Raw genomic sequence first — 15,309 nt, forward strand, 5'->3', positions numbered from 1 at the left:
TCCAGCGACGCCACATCTCGGCGTTCTGCTCGGGCTCCAGCCCTCGATCTTTTCTCGATGTCATTCCGGCCTTTCACAACATGAATCATGTTGCATTGACCGGTTGAGACCACCGGGACCCAGAACACGCGCGCAGCGCGTGGCATCGGGAGCCCTGGGTTCCCGCCTTCGCGGGAATGACGGCTTGTTCAGCCCACCGGCTCCTGCGGCGCGCCCATGCGCATCCTCAGCGACGACGCTTGCGCCGGCTGTTGGCGTAGAGGAGGAGGGCGGCCACGCCGCCGAAGATGGCAGCCTTGCGCAGGAAGCCGTTGCGGTTGTAGCGCCACTCGGCCGGGCCGCCCATCTCGGTGAAGAAGTTGGGGACGTGGCCGTGCGCCAGGTCGTCGATGATGCCCTCGACCACGTTCACGCGGTCGGCGAACAGCAGCATCAGCCAGTGGCGCAGGTCGTTCTCGCTGTAGCGGAAGGCGCCGGCACGGATCATTCCCGACATGCCCGAGGGCGGCTGCGCGGTGCCGAACACCGGCGTGAGCCCCGGGCGCTCGGTGGAGTGGAACACCTTCACCGTCGCCTCCTGGTGCTCGAGGTCGTCCCAGTGCCGGTTGATGAAGCGCGGCGGCGTGCGCTCCATCGGGAACGCGGGCCGCGCCTGCGGATCGAGGTCGGCGCCCCAGCCCGGGATGCCTTCCGGCGGCTTGCGCTGGTGGGCTTCGGGCGAGGTCTTCTCGACGTAGACCGTCATGTCTTCCGGATGGTTGCTCATGCCCGGCTCCTCAATGCATCTGCGTCTGGGACTGCACCTGCGACTGCGCCGGCAGCTGCCGCTCGTACTCGCGCGCGGCCGGCGGGATCAGCACCGGCTTGATGCAGTTGTCCAGCTTGCTGGAGAAGATGTGGTACGCATCGGAGACATCCTCCAGCGGGAAGCGGTGCGTGATGATCTCGCTGGGCTTCAGGCGCCCGGCCTGGATGTGTTCGATCAGGCGCGGCAGGTGGCGCTTCACGGCGGCCTGGTTGGCGCGCACCGTCAGCCCCTTGTTCAGCACGTTGCCGATCGGGACCATGTTGCCGGTCGGCCCGTACACGCCGACGATGGAGATGTTGCCGCCCTTGCGCGCCGAGTTGATCGCCCAGTGCAGCACCGTGGCCGCGCCGGCCTGCAGCTTCAGGTAGCGCCCCGACAGCATCTGCAGCATGTTGCCCACCGCTTCGGCGCCCACGGCGTCGATGCACACGTCGGCGCCGAGCCAGTCGGTCATGCCCTTGATGTGCTCCGCCATGTCCTGCACTTCCTTGAGGTTCACGATTTCGCAGGGCACCCACTGGCGCGCGAACTCGAGCCGGTATTCGACGTGGTCGACGACGATCACGCGGCCCGCGCCCATGAGCCAGGCCGACTTGGCCGCGAACAGGCCCACCGGCCCGGCGCCGAACACCACCACCGTGTCGCCCTCGGCGATCTCGCCCATCTCGGCGGCCTGGTAGCCGGTGGGGCAGGCGTCCGTCAGCAGCACGGCGTCGTCGAGCGTGAGGTCGGCCGGGATCTTCAGCGGGCCGATGTCGGCCATGGGCACGCGCACGAAGTCGGCCTGGCCGCCGTCGTAGCCGCCGGTGGTGTGCGAATAGCCGTAGATGCCGCCCGCCGCCGTGGCTTCGGGGTTGACGTTGTGGCAGTTGGAATAGAGCTCCTTCTGGCAGAAGAAGCAGGTGCCGCAGAAGATGTTGAAGGGCACCAGCACGTGGTCGCCCGGTTGCAGGCTGCGCACCGACGGGCCGACCTGCTCGACGACGCCGACGAATTCGTGGCCGAAGGTGTGGCCCACGCGCGTGTCGGGGACGAGTCCGTGGTAGAGGTGCAGGTCCGAGCCGCAGATGCACGAGCGCAGCACGCGCACGATCGCATCGTTGGGGTGTTCGATCCGGGGCTCGGGTTTCTGTGTCGCCCGCACGCGGTAGGGCCCGCGGTATTGCATCGCCAGCATTCGTTTGCTCCTGGGTGTTCTTCGTCGGAGCAAATCATTCTCCCGATTCGAACGCGGCCATTGGGGCGTCGGATGCATCCGGTTGCAAGCGGCCCCGCTGGCGCGTGCTTGCACCCACAATGCGTGCTGAACCCACGCCCACCATGACCACAGTCAGCCTCATCGGTGCGCCCACCGACGTCGGCGCCAGCGTGCGCGGCGCCGGCATGGGCCCGGACGCGCTGCGCGTCGCCGGCCTGGCCGAAGCGCTGCGCGCGCACGGCTTCCAGGTGATCGACCGCGGCAACCTCTCGGGTCCGCCCAACCCGTGGCAGCTGCCGGTGCATGGCATCCGCCACCTGCCCGAAGTCACCGCGTGGAACCGTGCCGTGTTCGACGCCGTGGCCACCGCGCTGGCGATGGGCCACGTGCCGCTGCTGATGGGAGGCGACCATTGCCTGGCGATCGGCTCGATCAGTGCCGTGGCGCGGCAGTGCCGGCAGGAGCAGAAGAACCTGCGCGTGGTCTGGCTCGATGCCCACACCGACGTCAACACCGAGGCGATCAGTCCGAGCGGCAACATCCACGGCATGCCGGTCGCGTGCCTGCTGGGGTATGGCCCGCCGGACCTGGTCGGCTGGAGCGGCGAGCGCGCCGCGCTGGATGCCGGCAGCATCGACTTCGTGGGCATCCGCAGCGTCGACGCCGACGAGAAGCAGGCGATCCGCCAGCTCGGGCTGCAGGTCTTCGACATGCGCCACATCGACGAGCACGGCATGCGCTACACCATGACGGAGGTGCTGCAGGACGTGGACGAGAACACGCACATCCACGTGAGCTTCGACCTCGACTGCCTCGATCCGATCGAAGCGCCCGGCGTCGGAACGGGTGTGCGCGGCGGCCCCACCTACCGCGAGATGCAGCTGTGCATGGAGATGATCGCGGACACCGGCCGCATCGGATCGATCGACGTGGTGGAGATCAATCCGGCGCTGGACGTGCGCAACCGCACCGCCGAACTGGCGGTGGAATTCATCCGCAGCCTGTTTGGCGCATCGACGCTGGCACGGTAGAGTTCTTGGGTGGATCCAGCCCAGCCCGCGACTGCCGCGTCTCCTGCCGATGCCGACGAAGGCGCGCGCCTCGCGGCGCTGCACCGCCTGGGCATCCTCGATACGCCGGCCGAGGCCTTGCTGGACAGCCTGGCGCGCAGCGCCGCCGCCGCCTGCGCCACGCCCGTGGCGCTGGTCACGCTGATCGACCGCGATCGGCAGTGGATCAAGGCGCAGGTGGGCCTCGAAGCGCTGGCCGAAATCCCCCGTGCCGAGGCGCTGTGCACCACCGTGCTCGCCGCGCGCGCGCTGGTCGAGATCGGCGATGCACGCAGGGATCCGCGCACTGCGGCCAAGGCTTGCGTGCACGGCGCGCCACACTTCGTCTTCTACGCGGGCGCTCCCTTAACGACGCCTGACGGGCACGTGGTCGGCACGCTGTGCGTGCTGGACCACGCCGAGCGGGCGCCGCTGCAGCCGGCGCAGCGCGCGGCGCTGGAAGAACTGGCGCGCTCCACCATGCAGGCGCTGCTGCTGCGGCAGGCCGCCCACCGCACGCTGCAGTCCTCCAGCGAGCGGCTGTTCCGCGAGCTGTCGGAGAGCTGCCCGGTCGGCATCTTCCATACCGATGCGCAGGGCCACTGCATCTACACCAACCCGCACTGGCAGCAGGTCTTCGGCCTCACGCTGGCGGAGTCGCTGGGCGAAGGCTGGCTGCGCGCGATCCACCCGGACGACCGCGCCGGCGTGCTCGCGATGTGGCAGGACGTGGCCACGCACGGCAGCAACTTCGACCACACCTTCCGCGTGCTGCACGCCGACGGCGCGGTGCGGCACGTGCGCGCCCGCGGCCGCGCCGTCTCGCTGCCGGGCGGCTCCCCGGGCGGCTACGTGGGCTCGGTGGTGGATGTGAGCGACGAGGTGGCGACCCGCCACCAGCTCGAATCGACCAACGATTTCCTGGCGCGGGCCGAACAGATCGCCGGCGTCGGCGGCTGGCGGATGGACCTGCAGACGCGCGAGCTGCTGTGGACGTCGCAGACGCGCCGCATCTACGAACTGCCGCCGGACTACGCGCCGCGCGGCGACGAGCACCTGCACTACTTCGCGCCGGAGGCCCAGGCGGTGGTCCGCAGCACCGCGGAACATGCGATCGCCACCGGCGAACCCTGGGACGTGCAGCTGCCGATGCGCACGGCGCGCAACCGGCAGATCTGGGTCCGCTCGATCGGCCAGGTCGAGTACCGCGACGGCCGGCCCGCGGTGCTGGTGGGCGCGCTGCAGGACGTGACCGAGGGCCAGCGCGCGCGCGCCGCGCTGGAGCTGAGCCAGGAGCGGCTGCACCGGGCCCTGGAGGGATCGGGCCTGGCGCTGTGGGACCTCGACGTGCCGACGGAGCGCATCTACCTGTCCGCGACCTGGTCCGCGATGCTGGGCGGCCCGCCGCGCGAGACGCACTGCAGCGCCCAGGAACTGCTGGACCTCGTGCCCGGCGAGGACCTCGCCCGCATCCAGCAGGGGCTGGAGCTGGTGCTGGGCGGCCGGTCGGCCCGTTATGCCGTGGAGCACCGGGTGCGGCGCGTGGACGGCACGCTGCTGTGGATCCACAGCGAGGGCCGGGTGGCCGAGCGCAGCCACGACGGCATGCCGCTGCGCATGGTGGGCACCAACCGCGACATCACGCACGGCAAGCAGGCCGAGCACGACCTGCGCGAGGCGCGCGACGCGGCCGATGCGGCCAATCGCGCCAAGAGCCAGTTCCTGGCGACCATGAGCCACGAGATCCGCACGCCCCTGAACGGCATCATCGGCATGACCAAGCTGCTGCTGGACGAGCCGCTGTCGCCTGAGGTGCGCCGGCACGCCGACCTGATCGACCGCAGCGCGCACTCGCTGCTGGCGCTGGTCAACGACATCCTGGACTTCTCCAAGATCGAGGCCGGCCAGATGGAGATCGAGAACGTCGCCTTCGACCTGCACGAGCTGGTGGACGACGTGGCGACGCTGTACCGCCTGCGTGCCACCGAGAAGAGCCTGCTGCTGCGCGTGCGCATGGAGCCGGGCGTGCCGCAGTTCGTGCAGGGCGACCCGACGCGCATCCGCCAGGTGCTGGTCAACCTGCTGGGGAACGCGCTGAAGTTCACCAACGCCGGCTCCATCTCGCTGGACCTGCGCGCCACCACCGAGCCCGACGCCTACCTGCTGGAGTTCGCGGTGGCCGACACCGGCATCGGCATCCCGCCGGAGGTGCAGCCGCAGCTCTTCACCCGTTTCATGCAGGCCGATTCGGCCACCACGCGCAAGTTCGGCGGCACCGGCCTCGGGCTGGCGATCGTGCAGCAGCTGGTGCACCTCATGGGTGGATCGGTCCGCGTGCGCAGTGCGCCGGGCCAGGGCTCGCGCTTCGTCGTCACGCTGCCGGTGCACGCGGCGCAGGATGCGGCGCCGGCCTCCGTCTGGCAGGACCTGCCGCCGCCGGCCTCCGACACGCGCATCCTGATCGCGGAGGACAACACGACCAACCAGGTGGTCGCGTTCGGCATGCTGCGCAAGCTGGGCTACGGGGACGTGCGGCTGGCCAGCAACGGCATCGAGGCCTACGAAATGGCGACCGCCGCGCCCTTCGACATCATCCTGATGGACTGCCAGATGCCGGAGATGGATGGCTACGAGGCCACGCGGCGGCTGCGCGCCGCCGGCTGCACGGCGACCATCGTGGCGATGACGGCCAACGCGATCAAGGGCGACCGCGAGCGCTGCCTCGAAGCCGGCATGAACGACTACCTGACCAAGCCGATCGACATCCGCCTGCTGCGCGGCATGCTGGCGCGCTGGGCCAGCGGCCAGGCCTCGCGCCTGTCCGACCTGCCGCTGTTCTCGCCCGGGGACCTCGACACGCGCTTCGGCGGAGACGTCGAGCTGCAGCAGGTCGCGCTCGGCACCTTCCGGGAAGCGACGCCGCCGCTGCTGGCGCGGCTGCGCGCGCTGCTGTCTTCCGGCAACCGGCAGGGCTTCGGCCTGCTGGCGCATTCCGCCAAGGGCGGCGGCCTCATGGTGTCGGCGGAGCGCTATGCGGCCATCGCCGCGGCGCTGGAGGAGCGCGCGGCCAGGGCGCCGACGGAGGAACTGGAGAAACTGCTGGCGGAGCTGGAGCGCGCCTTCGAGGAGTTCGCCGCGGTGGTGCAGGCGCGGGGCTGAACGACGGCACCGGGGCAGGCGCCCCGTGCGGGTGGATCACTCGCCGGGCGGCTTCACTTGTCGGCCGGGGCGTCGCTGGCCGGGGCGTCCTCGCTGCGCGACGGCCGCAGCCGCTGGCCCGATCCCTCGCGCAGGGCGCGCAGCACGCTCGCCGCGCCCTCGCCCGAATTCCCGTGCCGGCCGACGGGCGCCGTTTGCACGGCTGGCGCATCCTTGTCGGTGGGCAGGTCTGGGGACGGGATCATGCCGACGCACATTAGATGTGAATGGCTCGGCTGCGTGTAGGACAACTTCCCGGCCCCCGCCGGACGTGCGCCGACGCTGCATGTTGGCGCAGTCTGTCATCCCTGCGCCGCGGCCGGAAAGGAAAGAGGCGCCCACGGCGTGGGGGGTTGACGTAGGCTGGTGGTGGAGCGCCAGCGCAACCCCAGCGGTCCGCTGAGCGCTGGGGTTCGCCTCCGGGCTCACCGCCGGCCTACGAGATCAGCAGGCGGGCGCCGCCTTACTGCGGCTCGAGTCCGACCTTCTTCACCAGCGCCGCGTACTTCGCCAGTTCGCTGCGGAAGGCCGACTGGGCCTGCTCCGGCGTGCTGACGTGGATGCTGTTGCCCTGCTTGGCCATCACGTCCTTCACCGCCGGATCGCTGAACGCGGCGACGACGGCATCGTGGGCCTTCTTCACGTTGGCCGCGCTCATGCCCTTGGGCCCGATCACCGCGAACCACGCTTCGACCGCGAAGTTGGCGAGGCCCTGCTCGGCGAAGGTCGGAATCTCCGGCGCGGCGGGGGTGCGCTGCGCGGTCAGCAAGCCGATCGGGCGCAGGGCGCCGCCCTTGATCTGCCCCTGCACGCTGGGCAGGGCGGCGACGGCGAAGTCGATCTGCCCACCGATCAGGTCCGTCACCATCGGGCCGACCCCCTTGTACGGGATGTGCCGGGCCTTCACGCCACCGGCCTCCAGCACCAGCTCGCCGGCCAGGTGCAGGATGGTGCCGTTGCCGCCGGAGCCGAAGTTGAATTCACCCGGCTTCGATTTCAGCAGCGCGAAGAACTCGCGCGCGTTGGTCGCCGAAACCTTGTTCGGGTTGGCCACCAGCACCATGGGCGTGGCGCCGACGACGGCGATCGGCGTGAAGTCGCCGGGCATGTCGAAGGGCAGCGACTTCAGCACGCTGGGGAAGATCACGACGTTGTTCGACACCACCGACAGCGTGTTGCCGTCCGGTGCCGAACGCGCCAGCGCCTGCAGGCCGAGGACGCCACCGGCGCCCGGCTGGTTGTCCACGACGACGTTGGCGTTCAGCGCCTTCGACAGCGCGGGTGCCGCGGCGCGGGTGATCGCGTCCACGCCCGAGCCGGTCGCGTTGGGAAGGATGAACTTCACGGTGCCGGACTGGGCCAGGGTGGCCAGCGGCAGGCCGGCTGCGGCCAGCGCCGCGCCCGTGGCCAGGACGTGACGGCGGGTGATGAGGGAAGAAGTGGTATGGCTCAATGTGTCTCCTGGAATCGCAATGCCTCTCGTCAGGCCACCACGGCCTTGGCCTTCAGCGCCTCGATCTCGGCGTCGGCCAGGCCGACGGAGCGAAGCAGTTCCTGGCTGTGGGCACCGAGCGCGGGCGGATCGAGCCGCACGCCCAGGCGTTCCCCGCCCAGGGTGAAGGGCAGCAGGGTGGTCTTGACGGTCTCGCCGGCCCGGGCGCCATCGGGCAACCTCACGTCGGCCAAGCCGCCGGTGGCCAGCAAGTGCTCGTCATCGTACAGGTCTTCGGGCCGGCGGATCGGCGCGAAGGGCAGGCCCGCCTGCTCCATCCGCGCGGCAAGCTCGGCGGCGCTGCGTTCGCGCAGGCGCTCGCGCAGCGTGGCCAGCAATTGCGGGCGCTGCAGCACGCGCTGGTTGTTGGTCGCGTACCCGGGCTCCGCTTTCAGGTCGGGGAAGCCCAGCACGTCGCAGAACTTGAGCCACTGGGCGTCGCTCACGGCGGCCAGGAAGATCTGCTCGCCGTCCTTGACGGTGAAGACGTCGTACACCGCCCACGGGTTGTCGCGCGCGGGCAGCGGCGCGGCGGGCTTGCCGGTCACCGCGTACTGCAGCATGTGCTGGCCCATGAGGAAGACGTTGTTCTCGTACAGGGCCGATTGCACTTCCATGCCGCGGCCGGTGATGCCGCGCTGGATCAGCGCGCCCAGCACGCCGATGGCGGCGAACAGCCCGCCCATGATGTCGTTGACGCTGGTGCCCGCACGCAGCGGATCGCCGGGCCGGCCGGTCATGTAGGCCAGGCCGCCCATCATCTGCACCACTTCGTCCAGCGCGGTGCGGTGGTCGTAGGGGCCGGGCAGGAAGCCCTTGCAGGTCGCGTAGATCAGCTTCGGGTTGGCGGCGCTGAGCGACGCGTAATCGAGCCCGTACTTCTCCATCGTGCCGGGCTTGAAGTTCTCCGCCACCACATCGGCCGAGGCGCACAGCTTGCGCGCGAGCGCGGCGCCCTCGGGCTGGTGCAGGTCGATGCCGATGCTCTTCTTGTTGCGGTTGAACATGGGGAAGAAGCCGGAACCCGCGCCCAGCAGGCGGCGCGTGCGGTCGCCATCGATCGGCTCGATCTTGATCACCTCGGCGCCCAGGTCGGCCAGCACCATGCCGCAGGTGGGCCCCATGACCATGTGGGTGAATTCGACGACGCGCAGGCCGGCCAGCGGCTGCGGGGTGGACGGGTTCGTGTCAGGCATGCGCGGCCTCCTTCGCGAAGGTCTTCGGAAGGCCGGTCTTCCAGATCGTGCCGTGGGTCGGCTCGCCGGCGAGCCATTGCGCGACGCGCGCGCGCAGCGCGAGCAGCTTTTCGAAGTCCAGGCCGGTTGCGATGCCCATGCTGTGCAGCATGTACGTGAGGTCCTCCGTGGCCACGTTGCCGCTGGCGCCCGGCGCGTGCGGGCAGCCGCCGATGCCGGCGGTGCAGGCGTCGAAGCGGGCGATGCCCAGTTGCAGCGCGGCGAACACGTTGGCGAGGCCCAGGCCGCGGGTGTCGTGGAAGTGGCCGCAGACCAGCTTGTCGCCGGCCACGCGCAGCACCCGCTCGAACAGCCGCGAGACCATGGCGGGATCGGCGTAGCCCACGGTGTCGGCGAGGCTCACCGCATCCACACCGGTGTCCAGCACGGCCTGCACCAGGCGCACCACTTCCTCGGGTTCGACGCGGCCCTGCAGCGTGCAGCCGAAGGCGGTGCTGATGCCGACCTCGATCTGCGTGCGGGCGCCGCGCGCATCCCGCTCCGCGCGGATGCGGCCGATCTCGGCCACCACGTCGTCGGGCGCCTTGCGCAGGTTGGCCAGGCTGTGCGCGTGGCTGGCCGACAGCGGCAGCAGCATCATTTCCGCCTTGGCCTCCAGCGCCCGCTCGGCGCCTTTCAGGTTCGGCACCAGGACGCTGGCGCGCAGCCCGGGCAGGGTCTGCGCGAAGGCCAGCACTTCGGCGGTGTCGGCCAGTTGCGGCAGCAGCCGGGCCGGCACGAAGGAGCCGACCTCGATCTCGCGCTGGCCGGCTTCGTACGCCGCACGGATCCATTCGAGCTTGGCCGCGGTGGGCACGAGGGTCGCGACGCTCTGGAGGCCGTCGCGCAGGCCCACCTCGCGCACGACCACGCGGCGCGGCAGGGTTTCGGTGAAGGAACGGGTTTGCATCGGAAGCGAGTTTAGAATTTCCGTATTGGCCTTTGATCTCTATTTCGGAACGGTGAAGTTCCGATCGGGCAAACCTTGCGCGACCTCGACCTGACCACGCTGCGCCTGTTCGTCTCCGTCTGCGAGACGGGCAACATCGCGCGCGCCGGCGAGAAGGCGAGCATCGTCGGCTCCGCCATCAGCAAGCGCCTGGCCCAGCTGGAAGACCAGCTCGGCACGCCGCTGCTGGTGCGCAAGCGCCATGGCGTGGTGCCGACGCCGGCCGGGCAGACGCTGCTGGAACACGCGCGCGGCATGCTCGATGGCGCCGCCCGCATCGAGCGCGACATGGAGGCCTACGTGGCCGGGGGCCGTGGCCAGGTCCGCATCCTTGCCTCGGTCTCGGCGATGACCGAGTCGCTGGCCGATGACGTCGCCGCCTTCCTGCGCCAGCCGCAGCACCGCGCGATCAAGGTGGACCTGGAGGAGCGCGTCAGCCCCGAGATCGTGCGCGGCGTGCGCGAAGGCCACGCCTCGCTGGGCGTCTGCTGGGACGCCGCCGACGTCGGCGCGCTGCAGTCGCGGCCCTATCGCACCGACACGCTGTGCGTCGCGGTGCCCGAGGGCCACGCGCTCGCCACGCGGCGCAAGCTGCGCTTCGCCGACACCTTGCCGTACGAGCACGTGAGCCTGCCCGTGAACAGCGCGGCGCAGCTGATGCTGCAGCGGCGCGCCGCGGCGCTCGGTCGCAGCGTGAACCACCGCGTGGTCGTCACCAATTTCGAAGCCGCCATGCGCGTCGTGCGCGCCGGGCTGGCCATCAGCATCCTGCCGCGCGAAGTGGCCGAGGCGGGCGCCACGCCGCCGCCGGGCCTGGTGCTGCTGCCGCTCGACGAGCCGTGGGCGCAGCGGCGTTTCATCCTCTGTTTCCGCGACGCCGCGGCGCTCGCGCCGGCGGCGCAGCTGCTGCTCGCGCACCTGGCGTCGCTCGCCCCCGCACCATGAATCCAGAAGTCCTCGACCTCGGCGCGCAGCCGCGCCTGCTGTTCCTCGCCTGCGATGCCGATGCGGTTCGCGCGCAACTCGCCGGCCGCCGGCTCACGCGCGCCGAAGCGGGCACGCTGCGCGACGACATCTCCACCGACGAGATCAGCCCGGTGCGCATCCTGTCGCACTACGACGCCAGGCTGGCGCGCTTTCCCTACACCGGCTTCACCAGCGCGGACGGCCAGCAGCCCATCGCGGCGGGCGCCGTGCAGGCGGGCGACTTCCAGGTGACGGTGGCGGGCCGGCGCTACGGCAAGGGGTCCTCGCGCGAGCACAGCCCGGCGGCGGAGAAGCTGGCCGGCATCCGCCTCGTGATCGCGCAGAGCTTCGAGCGCATCTACCGCCAGAACGCCGACAACATCGGCCTGTTCACGTCCACCGACTTCGGCCTGGTGGAGCGCCTGCAGCGCGGCGAGGCGATCACCATCGACGAACTGGTGGCCGGACGCGATGCGCTGGCGGCGGCGATCCTGCGCAGCGGCGGCTTGCTGCGCTTCGGCCAGCAGCACCTGCGCGCCGCCAGGCCGGTGGCCGCGCCGCCGGCCACGCGACCGCTCACCCTGTTCGAGAAGATCGTGCAGCGCCACATGCTGCACACGCCGGTGACGCCGGACGCACCCGCACCGGGCGAAGGTTGCTTCGTGCGGGCGGACTGGCGCTTCATCCACGAGTACTACACCGGCATGGCGGCGCACATGCTGCACGAGACCCTGGGCACGCCGCTCGCGCTGCACGGCCAGGCGTCCATCCTGGTGTTCGAGGACCACACCTCGTACGTGGAGGAAAGCCCCGCCCATGCCGGCTCGCCGCTGCTGCCCAACATGCATGCCATGCGGCAGGCGCAGCGCGATTTCGCTTCCGCCTACGGCCTGCGCAGCCACCGCACGCTGACGGAGGACGAGGCGCGCGCCGACGACGGCAGCAACGTCGCCGGCATCTCGCACGCGATGATGGCGGAGCACTATGCATTGCCCGGCCAGCTGGTGGCCGGCACCGATTCGCACACGCCGCACAGCGGCGCGCTCGGCTGCGTGGCCTTCGGCGTCGGCACGACGGACATGGCCAATGCCTTCGTGACCGGCGCGGTGCGGCTGACGATGCCGCAGGTGCTGCGCATCGAGCTGCAAGGCGCGCTGCCGCCGGGTGTGGCGGCCAAGGACGTGGCGCTGCACCTGCTGCAGCTGCCGGCGATCCGCGCCGGCGCGGGCGTGGGCAAGGTGTTCGAGTTCGGCGGCTCCGCGCTCGCGGCCTTGGCCACCGACGAACGCGCGACGCTCACCAACATGACGGCGGAACTCGGCGGACTGACCGGCATCGTCGAACCCGATGCCGAAACGCTGCGATTCCTGAAGGAGCGCCGCGGTGTCGACTTCACGCTCGAAGCGTGGATGCGCAGCGATCCCGGCGCGACGTACAGCGACACGCTCCGCGTCGACTGCAGCGCGCTGTCGCCGATGGTCGCGCGGCCCGGCGACCCCGGCAACGGGCTCCCGCTGGACCAGTTGCGCGAGCGGGTGCCGGTCGACATCGCCTATGGCGGCTCCTGCACCGCCGGCAAGCGGGAGGATTTCGACCAGTACCACGCGGTGCTGGCCTGGGGCCTGGCGCGGGGGCTCACCGTGCCGCCGCAGGTGCAGCTGTTCCTGCAGTACGGCACGACGGCGGTGCGCGACTACTGCGTCGCGCGTGGCTATGACCGCGTCTTCGCGGCGGCGGGCGCGCGGATGCTGCAGCCTTCGTGCGGGGCGTGCGCGAATTGCGGGCCGGGATCCTCGACCGAGGCCGGGCAGGTGACGGTGAGCGCCATCAACCGCAATTTCCCGGGGCGGTCGGGCCCGGGGCAGGTGTGGCTGGCGAGCCCGGCGACGGTGATGGCGAGCGCGCTGGCGGGGGAGTTGGTGTCGTGGGCGGCGTTGCAGCGGCGGCTTGCAGCGGCGGATTCGTAGGCTGGCGGTGACGCGCGTCAGCGCCGGAACCCCAGCGTTGCGCGAAGCGCTGGGGTTCGCGCTTCGCGGCTCACCGCCAGCCTACGCAGGCCGCTCCAGCAACCCGCGCTCCTCCAGCCCCCGCCGCACATCTTCCGGCCCACCCACCTGCACCGCCTGCATGCCGATCGCGCGGGCCGCTTCGATGTTCGGCAGCAGGTCGTCGAACAGCAGCGCCTCGGGCGCCGCCACGCCGATCGCGTCGAGCACGTGGCGGAACGCCGCTGCGTCCGGCTTGCGCTGGCCGATCTCGTGCGAGACGAACACGCGCGCGAAGCGCGGCAGCAGGGTCGGGAAGGCGCGCTCGATCTCGGCCACGTGCACGGGGTTCGTATTGCTGATGGCGTAGCAGGGCACGTCGGCGCGGATCGCCTCGAGCAGGCGCACCGTCTCCTCGATCTCCGCCACCAGCATGGCATTGAAGCCGGCGCGCACGATGTCGGCGTCGCAGTCCAGCGCCAGCACGTCGCGCAGGTGCGAAAGAAAACCGTCGGCTGACAGCGCGCCGGTCTCGTGGCGCAGGTAGGGGTCGTCCTGGCGGAAGGCGGCGCGCAGCTCCTCGGGCGACAGGCGCGAGTGCGGCTGCCACACGGTGAGCGGCCGGGCGAAGTCGACGTCCAGCACCACGCCGCCGAGGTCGAAGAGCACGGCGCGGACGGGCGATTGCGGATCTTTCATGGCCTGCGATTGTCCCCGGCCGTGACCGCTTTGGGCTAAGGTAGCGCGCGCCAGCCATGTCCTTCCTCGACCTGCTCGGAGCGCTGCTCACGGCCGTGGCCGTGCTCGGCTACGTGAACTACCGTGTCGTGCGCCTGCCCGACACCATCGGCATCACGGCCATGGGCCTGCTCGTGTCCCTGCTGCTGGTGCTGGCCGGCAACGCGATTCCCGGGGCCACTGCCTGGGCGCGCGAGCTCGCCGGCCGCTTCGACTTTCCCGAACTGGTGCTGCACGGATTGCTCAGCGTGCTGCTCTTCGCCGGCAGCCTGCACCTGAACATCGCGGAGCTGGCGCGCATGAAGCTGCCGGTGCTGGTGCTGTCCACGGTGGGCGTCGTGCTGTCCATGCTGCTGGTGGGCTACGGCGCGTGGTGGGTGCTGCGCGCGATCGGCCTGGACGTGCCGCTGAAATACTGCCTTCTGTTCGGTGCGCTGATTTCGCCGACCGACCCGATCGCGGTGCTGGGCGTGCTGAAGACGGTGGGCGTGCCACGGACGCTTGAGGTCGAGATCGCCGGCGAGAGCCTGTTCAACGACGGCACGGGCGTGGTCGCCTTCCTGGTGATGCTGGGGATCGCGACCGGCAGCCAGGAGCCCACCGCCGCTTCGATCGCACTGCTGCTGGTGGAGGAGATCGCGGGCGCGGTGCTGCTGGGGCTGGTGCTGGGCTACGGCGCGTTCCTGATGCTGCGCGGCGTCGACAGCTATGCGGTGGAGATCATCATCACGCTGGCGCTGGCCACCGCGGGCTACAGCCTGGCCGAGCACCTGCACGTGTCGGCGCCGATCACCGTGGTGGTGGTCGGACTCGTGATCGGCAACCACGGCGCGAAGCACGCGATGAGCGAGACGACGCGCCAGCACCTGTTCTCGTTCTGGGACCTGATCGACGAGGTGCTGAACCTGGTCCTGTTCGGGATGGTGGGGCTGCAGTTGCTGGCGTTCGCCGGCCAGCAGGTGTCGTATCTCGCCGCCATCCTGCTGGTGCCGGTGGTGCTGGCCGCCCGCTTCCTGAGCGTGGGTCTGCCGGCGGTGGTGCTCGGTCGGTGGCTGCGGAACCGGTCGCCGCACGGCGTGAAGGTGCTGACGTGGGCCGGCCTGCGCGGCGGCATCTCGGTCGCCATGGCGCTGTCGCTGCCGGCCTTCGAGGGCCGCGACACGCTGGTGCTGGGGACCTATGCCGTGGTGCTTTTCAGCCTGCTGGTGCAGGCGCCGACGCTGGGGTGGTACCTGCGGCGGCTGGGCGTGCGCGCGCCGGCCCCGGCGGCAGCGGCGGCGTCGGTGCAAACCCGTGCCTGAGGCTCTTGCGGTTGGCGCGGGCTGTCGCCACACTGGCGCTCCACCCACCCACATCACCTCGAAGGAGAGCGTCATGGAAGTCTTCATGGTCGAGCGGTCGCTCAAGGGCATCCCGATGGACCAGCTGGCCGCAGCGCAGCAGCGCGCCATCGCCACCGCGCAGGAGATGACGGCCGCCGGCACGCCGATCCGCTACATCCGCTCCACCTTCGTGCCGGAGAGCGGGCAGTGCCTGTGCCTGTTCGAGAGCGAGGGTTGCGAGGCGGTGAAGGCGCTGAACGAGAAGGCCGAGATCCCGTTCAACCATGTGAGCGTGGCGCTGGATCTGACGCCGTGAGATTGGCGGTGGCGTCGCGGCACGCGTGCATCGGAAGCCCTGGATTCCCGCCT

Annotated in this window: 13 protein-coding genes; 6 read left to right on the forward strand and 7 right to left on the reverse strand. The window is 70.7% G+C overall.

All coding sequences use genetic code 11. The features are described 5' to 3' along the window. Nucleotides 1-226: 226 nt before the first annotated feature. A complete protein-coding gene (locus JI746_RS24485; RefSeq protein WP_330893070.1) occupies nucleotides 227-766 on the reverse strand; it encodes a hypothetical protein in 540 nt (179 codons plus the stop codon). Between the two features lie 10 nt (nucleotides 767-776). Beyond that, nucleotides 777-1,985 carry a zinc-dependent alcohol dehydrogenase gene (locus JI746_RS24490; protein WP_201692919.1) on the reverse strand — a complete coding sequence of 403 codons (1,209 nt, stop codon included), beginning with the start codon at nucleotides 1,983-1,985 and terminating at the stop codon, nucleotides 777-779. Nucleotides 1,986-2,128: 143 nt separating this feature from the next. Here JI746_RS24490 and rocF point away from each other — a divergent pair, with 143 nt between their 5' ends. Continuing rightward, nucleotides 2,129-3,037, forward strand: a complete 909-nt coding sequence (rocF, locus tag JI746_RS24495) for an arginase (protein ID WP_201692920.1) — start codon at nucleotides 2,129-2,131, stop codon at nucleotides 3,035-3,037. Nucleotides 3,038-3,046: 9 nt separating this feature from the next. Further along, nucleotides 3,047-6,214 carry a PAS domain-containing protein gene (locus tag JI746_RS24500; RefSeq protein ID WP_201692921.1) on the forward strand — a complete coding sequence of 1,056 codons (3,168 nt, stop codon included), beginning with the start codon at nucleotides 3,047-3,049 and terminating at the stop codon, nucleotides 6,212-6,214. 53 nt (nucleotides 6,215-6,267) lie between these two features. On the opposite strand, the gene JI746_RS24505 is transcribed toward JI746_RS24500, so the two are convergent. From JI746_RS24505 to JI746_RS24520, 4 genes are all read right to left on the reverse strand, one after another. Continuing rightward, nucleotides 6,268-6,459, reverse strand: coding sequence for a hypothetical protein (locus JI746_RS24505; RefSeq protein ID WP_201692922.1), 192 nt, complete (start codon nucleotides 6,457-6,459; stop codon nucleotides 6,268-6,270). Nucleotides 6,460-6,716: 257 nt separating this feature from the next. Next, nucleotides 6,717-7,706, reverse strand: a complete 990-nt coding sequence (locus tag JI746_RS24510; protein ID WP_201692923.1) for a Bug family tripartite tricarboxylate transporter substrate binding protein — start codon at nucleotides 7,704-7,706, stop codon at nucleotides 6,717-6,719. Between the two features lie 29 nt (nucleotides 7,707-7,735). Next, nucleotides 7,736-8,941 carry a CaiB/BaiF CoA transferase family protein gene (locus tag JI746_RS24515; RefSeq protein ID WP_201692924.1) on the reverse strand — a complete coding sequence of 402 codons (1,206 nt, stop codon included), beginning with the start codon at nucleotides 8,939-8,941 and terminating at the stop codon, nucleotides 7,736-7,738. Beyond that, nucleotides 8,934-9,890, reverse strand: a complete 957-nt coding sequence (locus tag JI746_RS24520) for a hydroxymethylglutaryl-CoA lyase (RefSeq protein ID WP_201692925.1) — start codon at nucleotides 9,888-9,890, stop codon at nucleotides 8,934-8,936. Before JI746_RS24520 ends, JI746_RS24515 begins: the two co-directional genes overlap by 8 nt. Nucleotides 9,891-9,965: 75 nt before the next feature. Between JI746_RS24520 and JI746_RS24525 the strand changes: the two genes are divergently transcribed. Continuing rightward, nucleotides 9,966-10,874 carry a LysR family transcriptional regulator gene (locus JI746_RS24525; protein WP_201692926.1) on the forward strand — a complete coding sequence of 303 codons (909 nt, stop codon included), beginning with the start codon at nucleotides 9,966-9,968 and terminating at the stop codon, nucleotides 10,872-10,874. Next, nucleotides 10,871-12,862 (forward strand): aconitase family protein, encoded by a 1,992-nt coding sequence (locus JI746_RS24530; RefSeq protein ID WP_201692927.1) that lies wholly within the window; start codon nucleotides 10,871-10,873, stop codon nucleotides 12,860-12,862. The genes JI746_RS24525 and JI746_RS24530 overlap by 4 nt, the downstream gene beginning before the upstream one ends. An 81-nt stretch (nucleotides 12,863-12,943) precedes the next feature. On the opposite strand, the gene JI746_RS24535 is transcribed toward JI746_RS24530, so the two are convergent. Next, nucleotides 12,944-13,579: an HAD family hydrolase gene (locus JI746_RS24535; protein WP_201692928.1), complete on the reverse strand. Its 636-nt coding sequence runs from the start codon at nucleotides 13,577-13,579 to the stop codon at nucleotides 12,944-12,946. Nucleotides 13,580-13,635: 56 nt separating this feature from the next. On the opposite strand from JI746_RS24535, the gene JI746_RS24540 reads away from it, so the two are divergent. Together JI746_RS24540 and JI746_RS24545 are read left to right on the forward strand one after the other, a co-directional pair. Next, the gene (locus JI746_RS24540; protein WP_201692929.1) at nucleotides 13,636-14,919 is read left to right on the forward strand and encodes a cation:proton antiporter; all 1,284 of its coding nucleotides are present in this window, start codon (nucleotides 13,636-13,638) and stop codon (nucleotides 14,917-14,919) included. Nucleotides 14,920-14,992: 73 nt separating this feature from the next. After that, nucleotides 14,993-15,256, forward strand: coding sequence for a DUF4242 domain-containing protein (locus JI746_RS24545; RefSeq protein WP_201692930.1), 264 nt, complete (start codon nucleotides 14,993-14,995; stop codon nucleotides 15,254-15,256). Nucleotides 15,257-15,309 lie beyond the last annotated feature (53 nt).

Origin of the sequence: Ramlibacter alkalitolerans (assembly GCF_016722765.1) — a bacterium.
GTDB lineage: Bacteria > Pseudomonadota > Gammaproteobacteria > Burkholderiales > Burkholderiaceae_C > Ramlibacter > Ramlibacter alkalitolerans.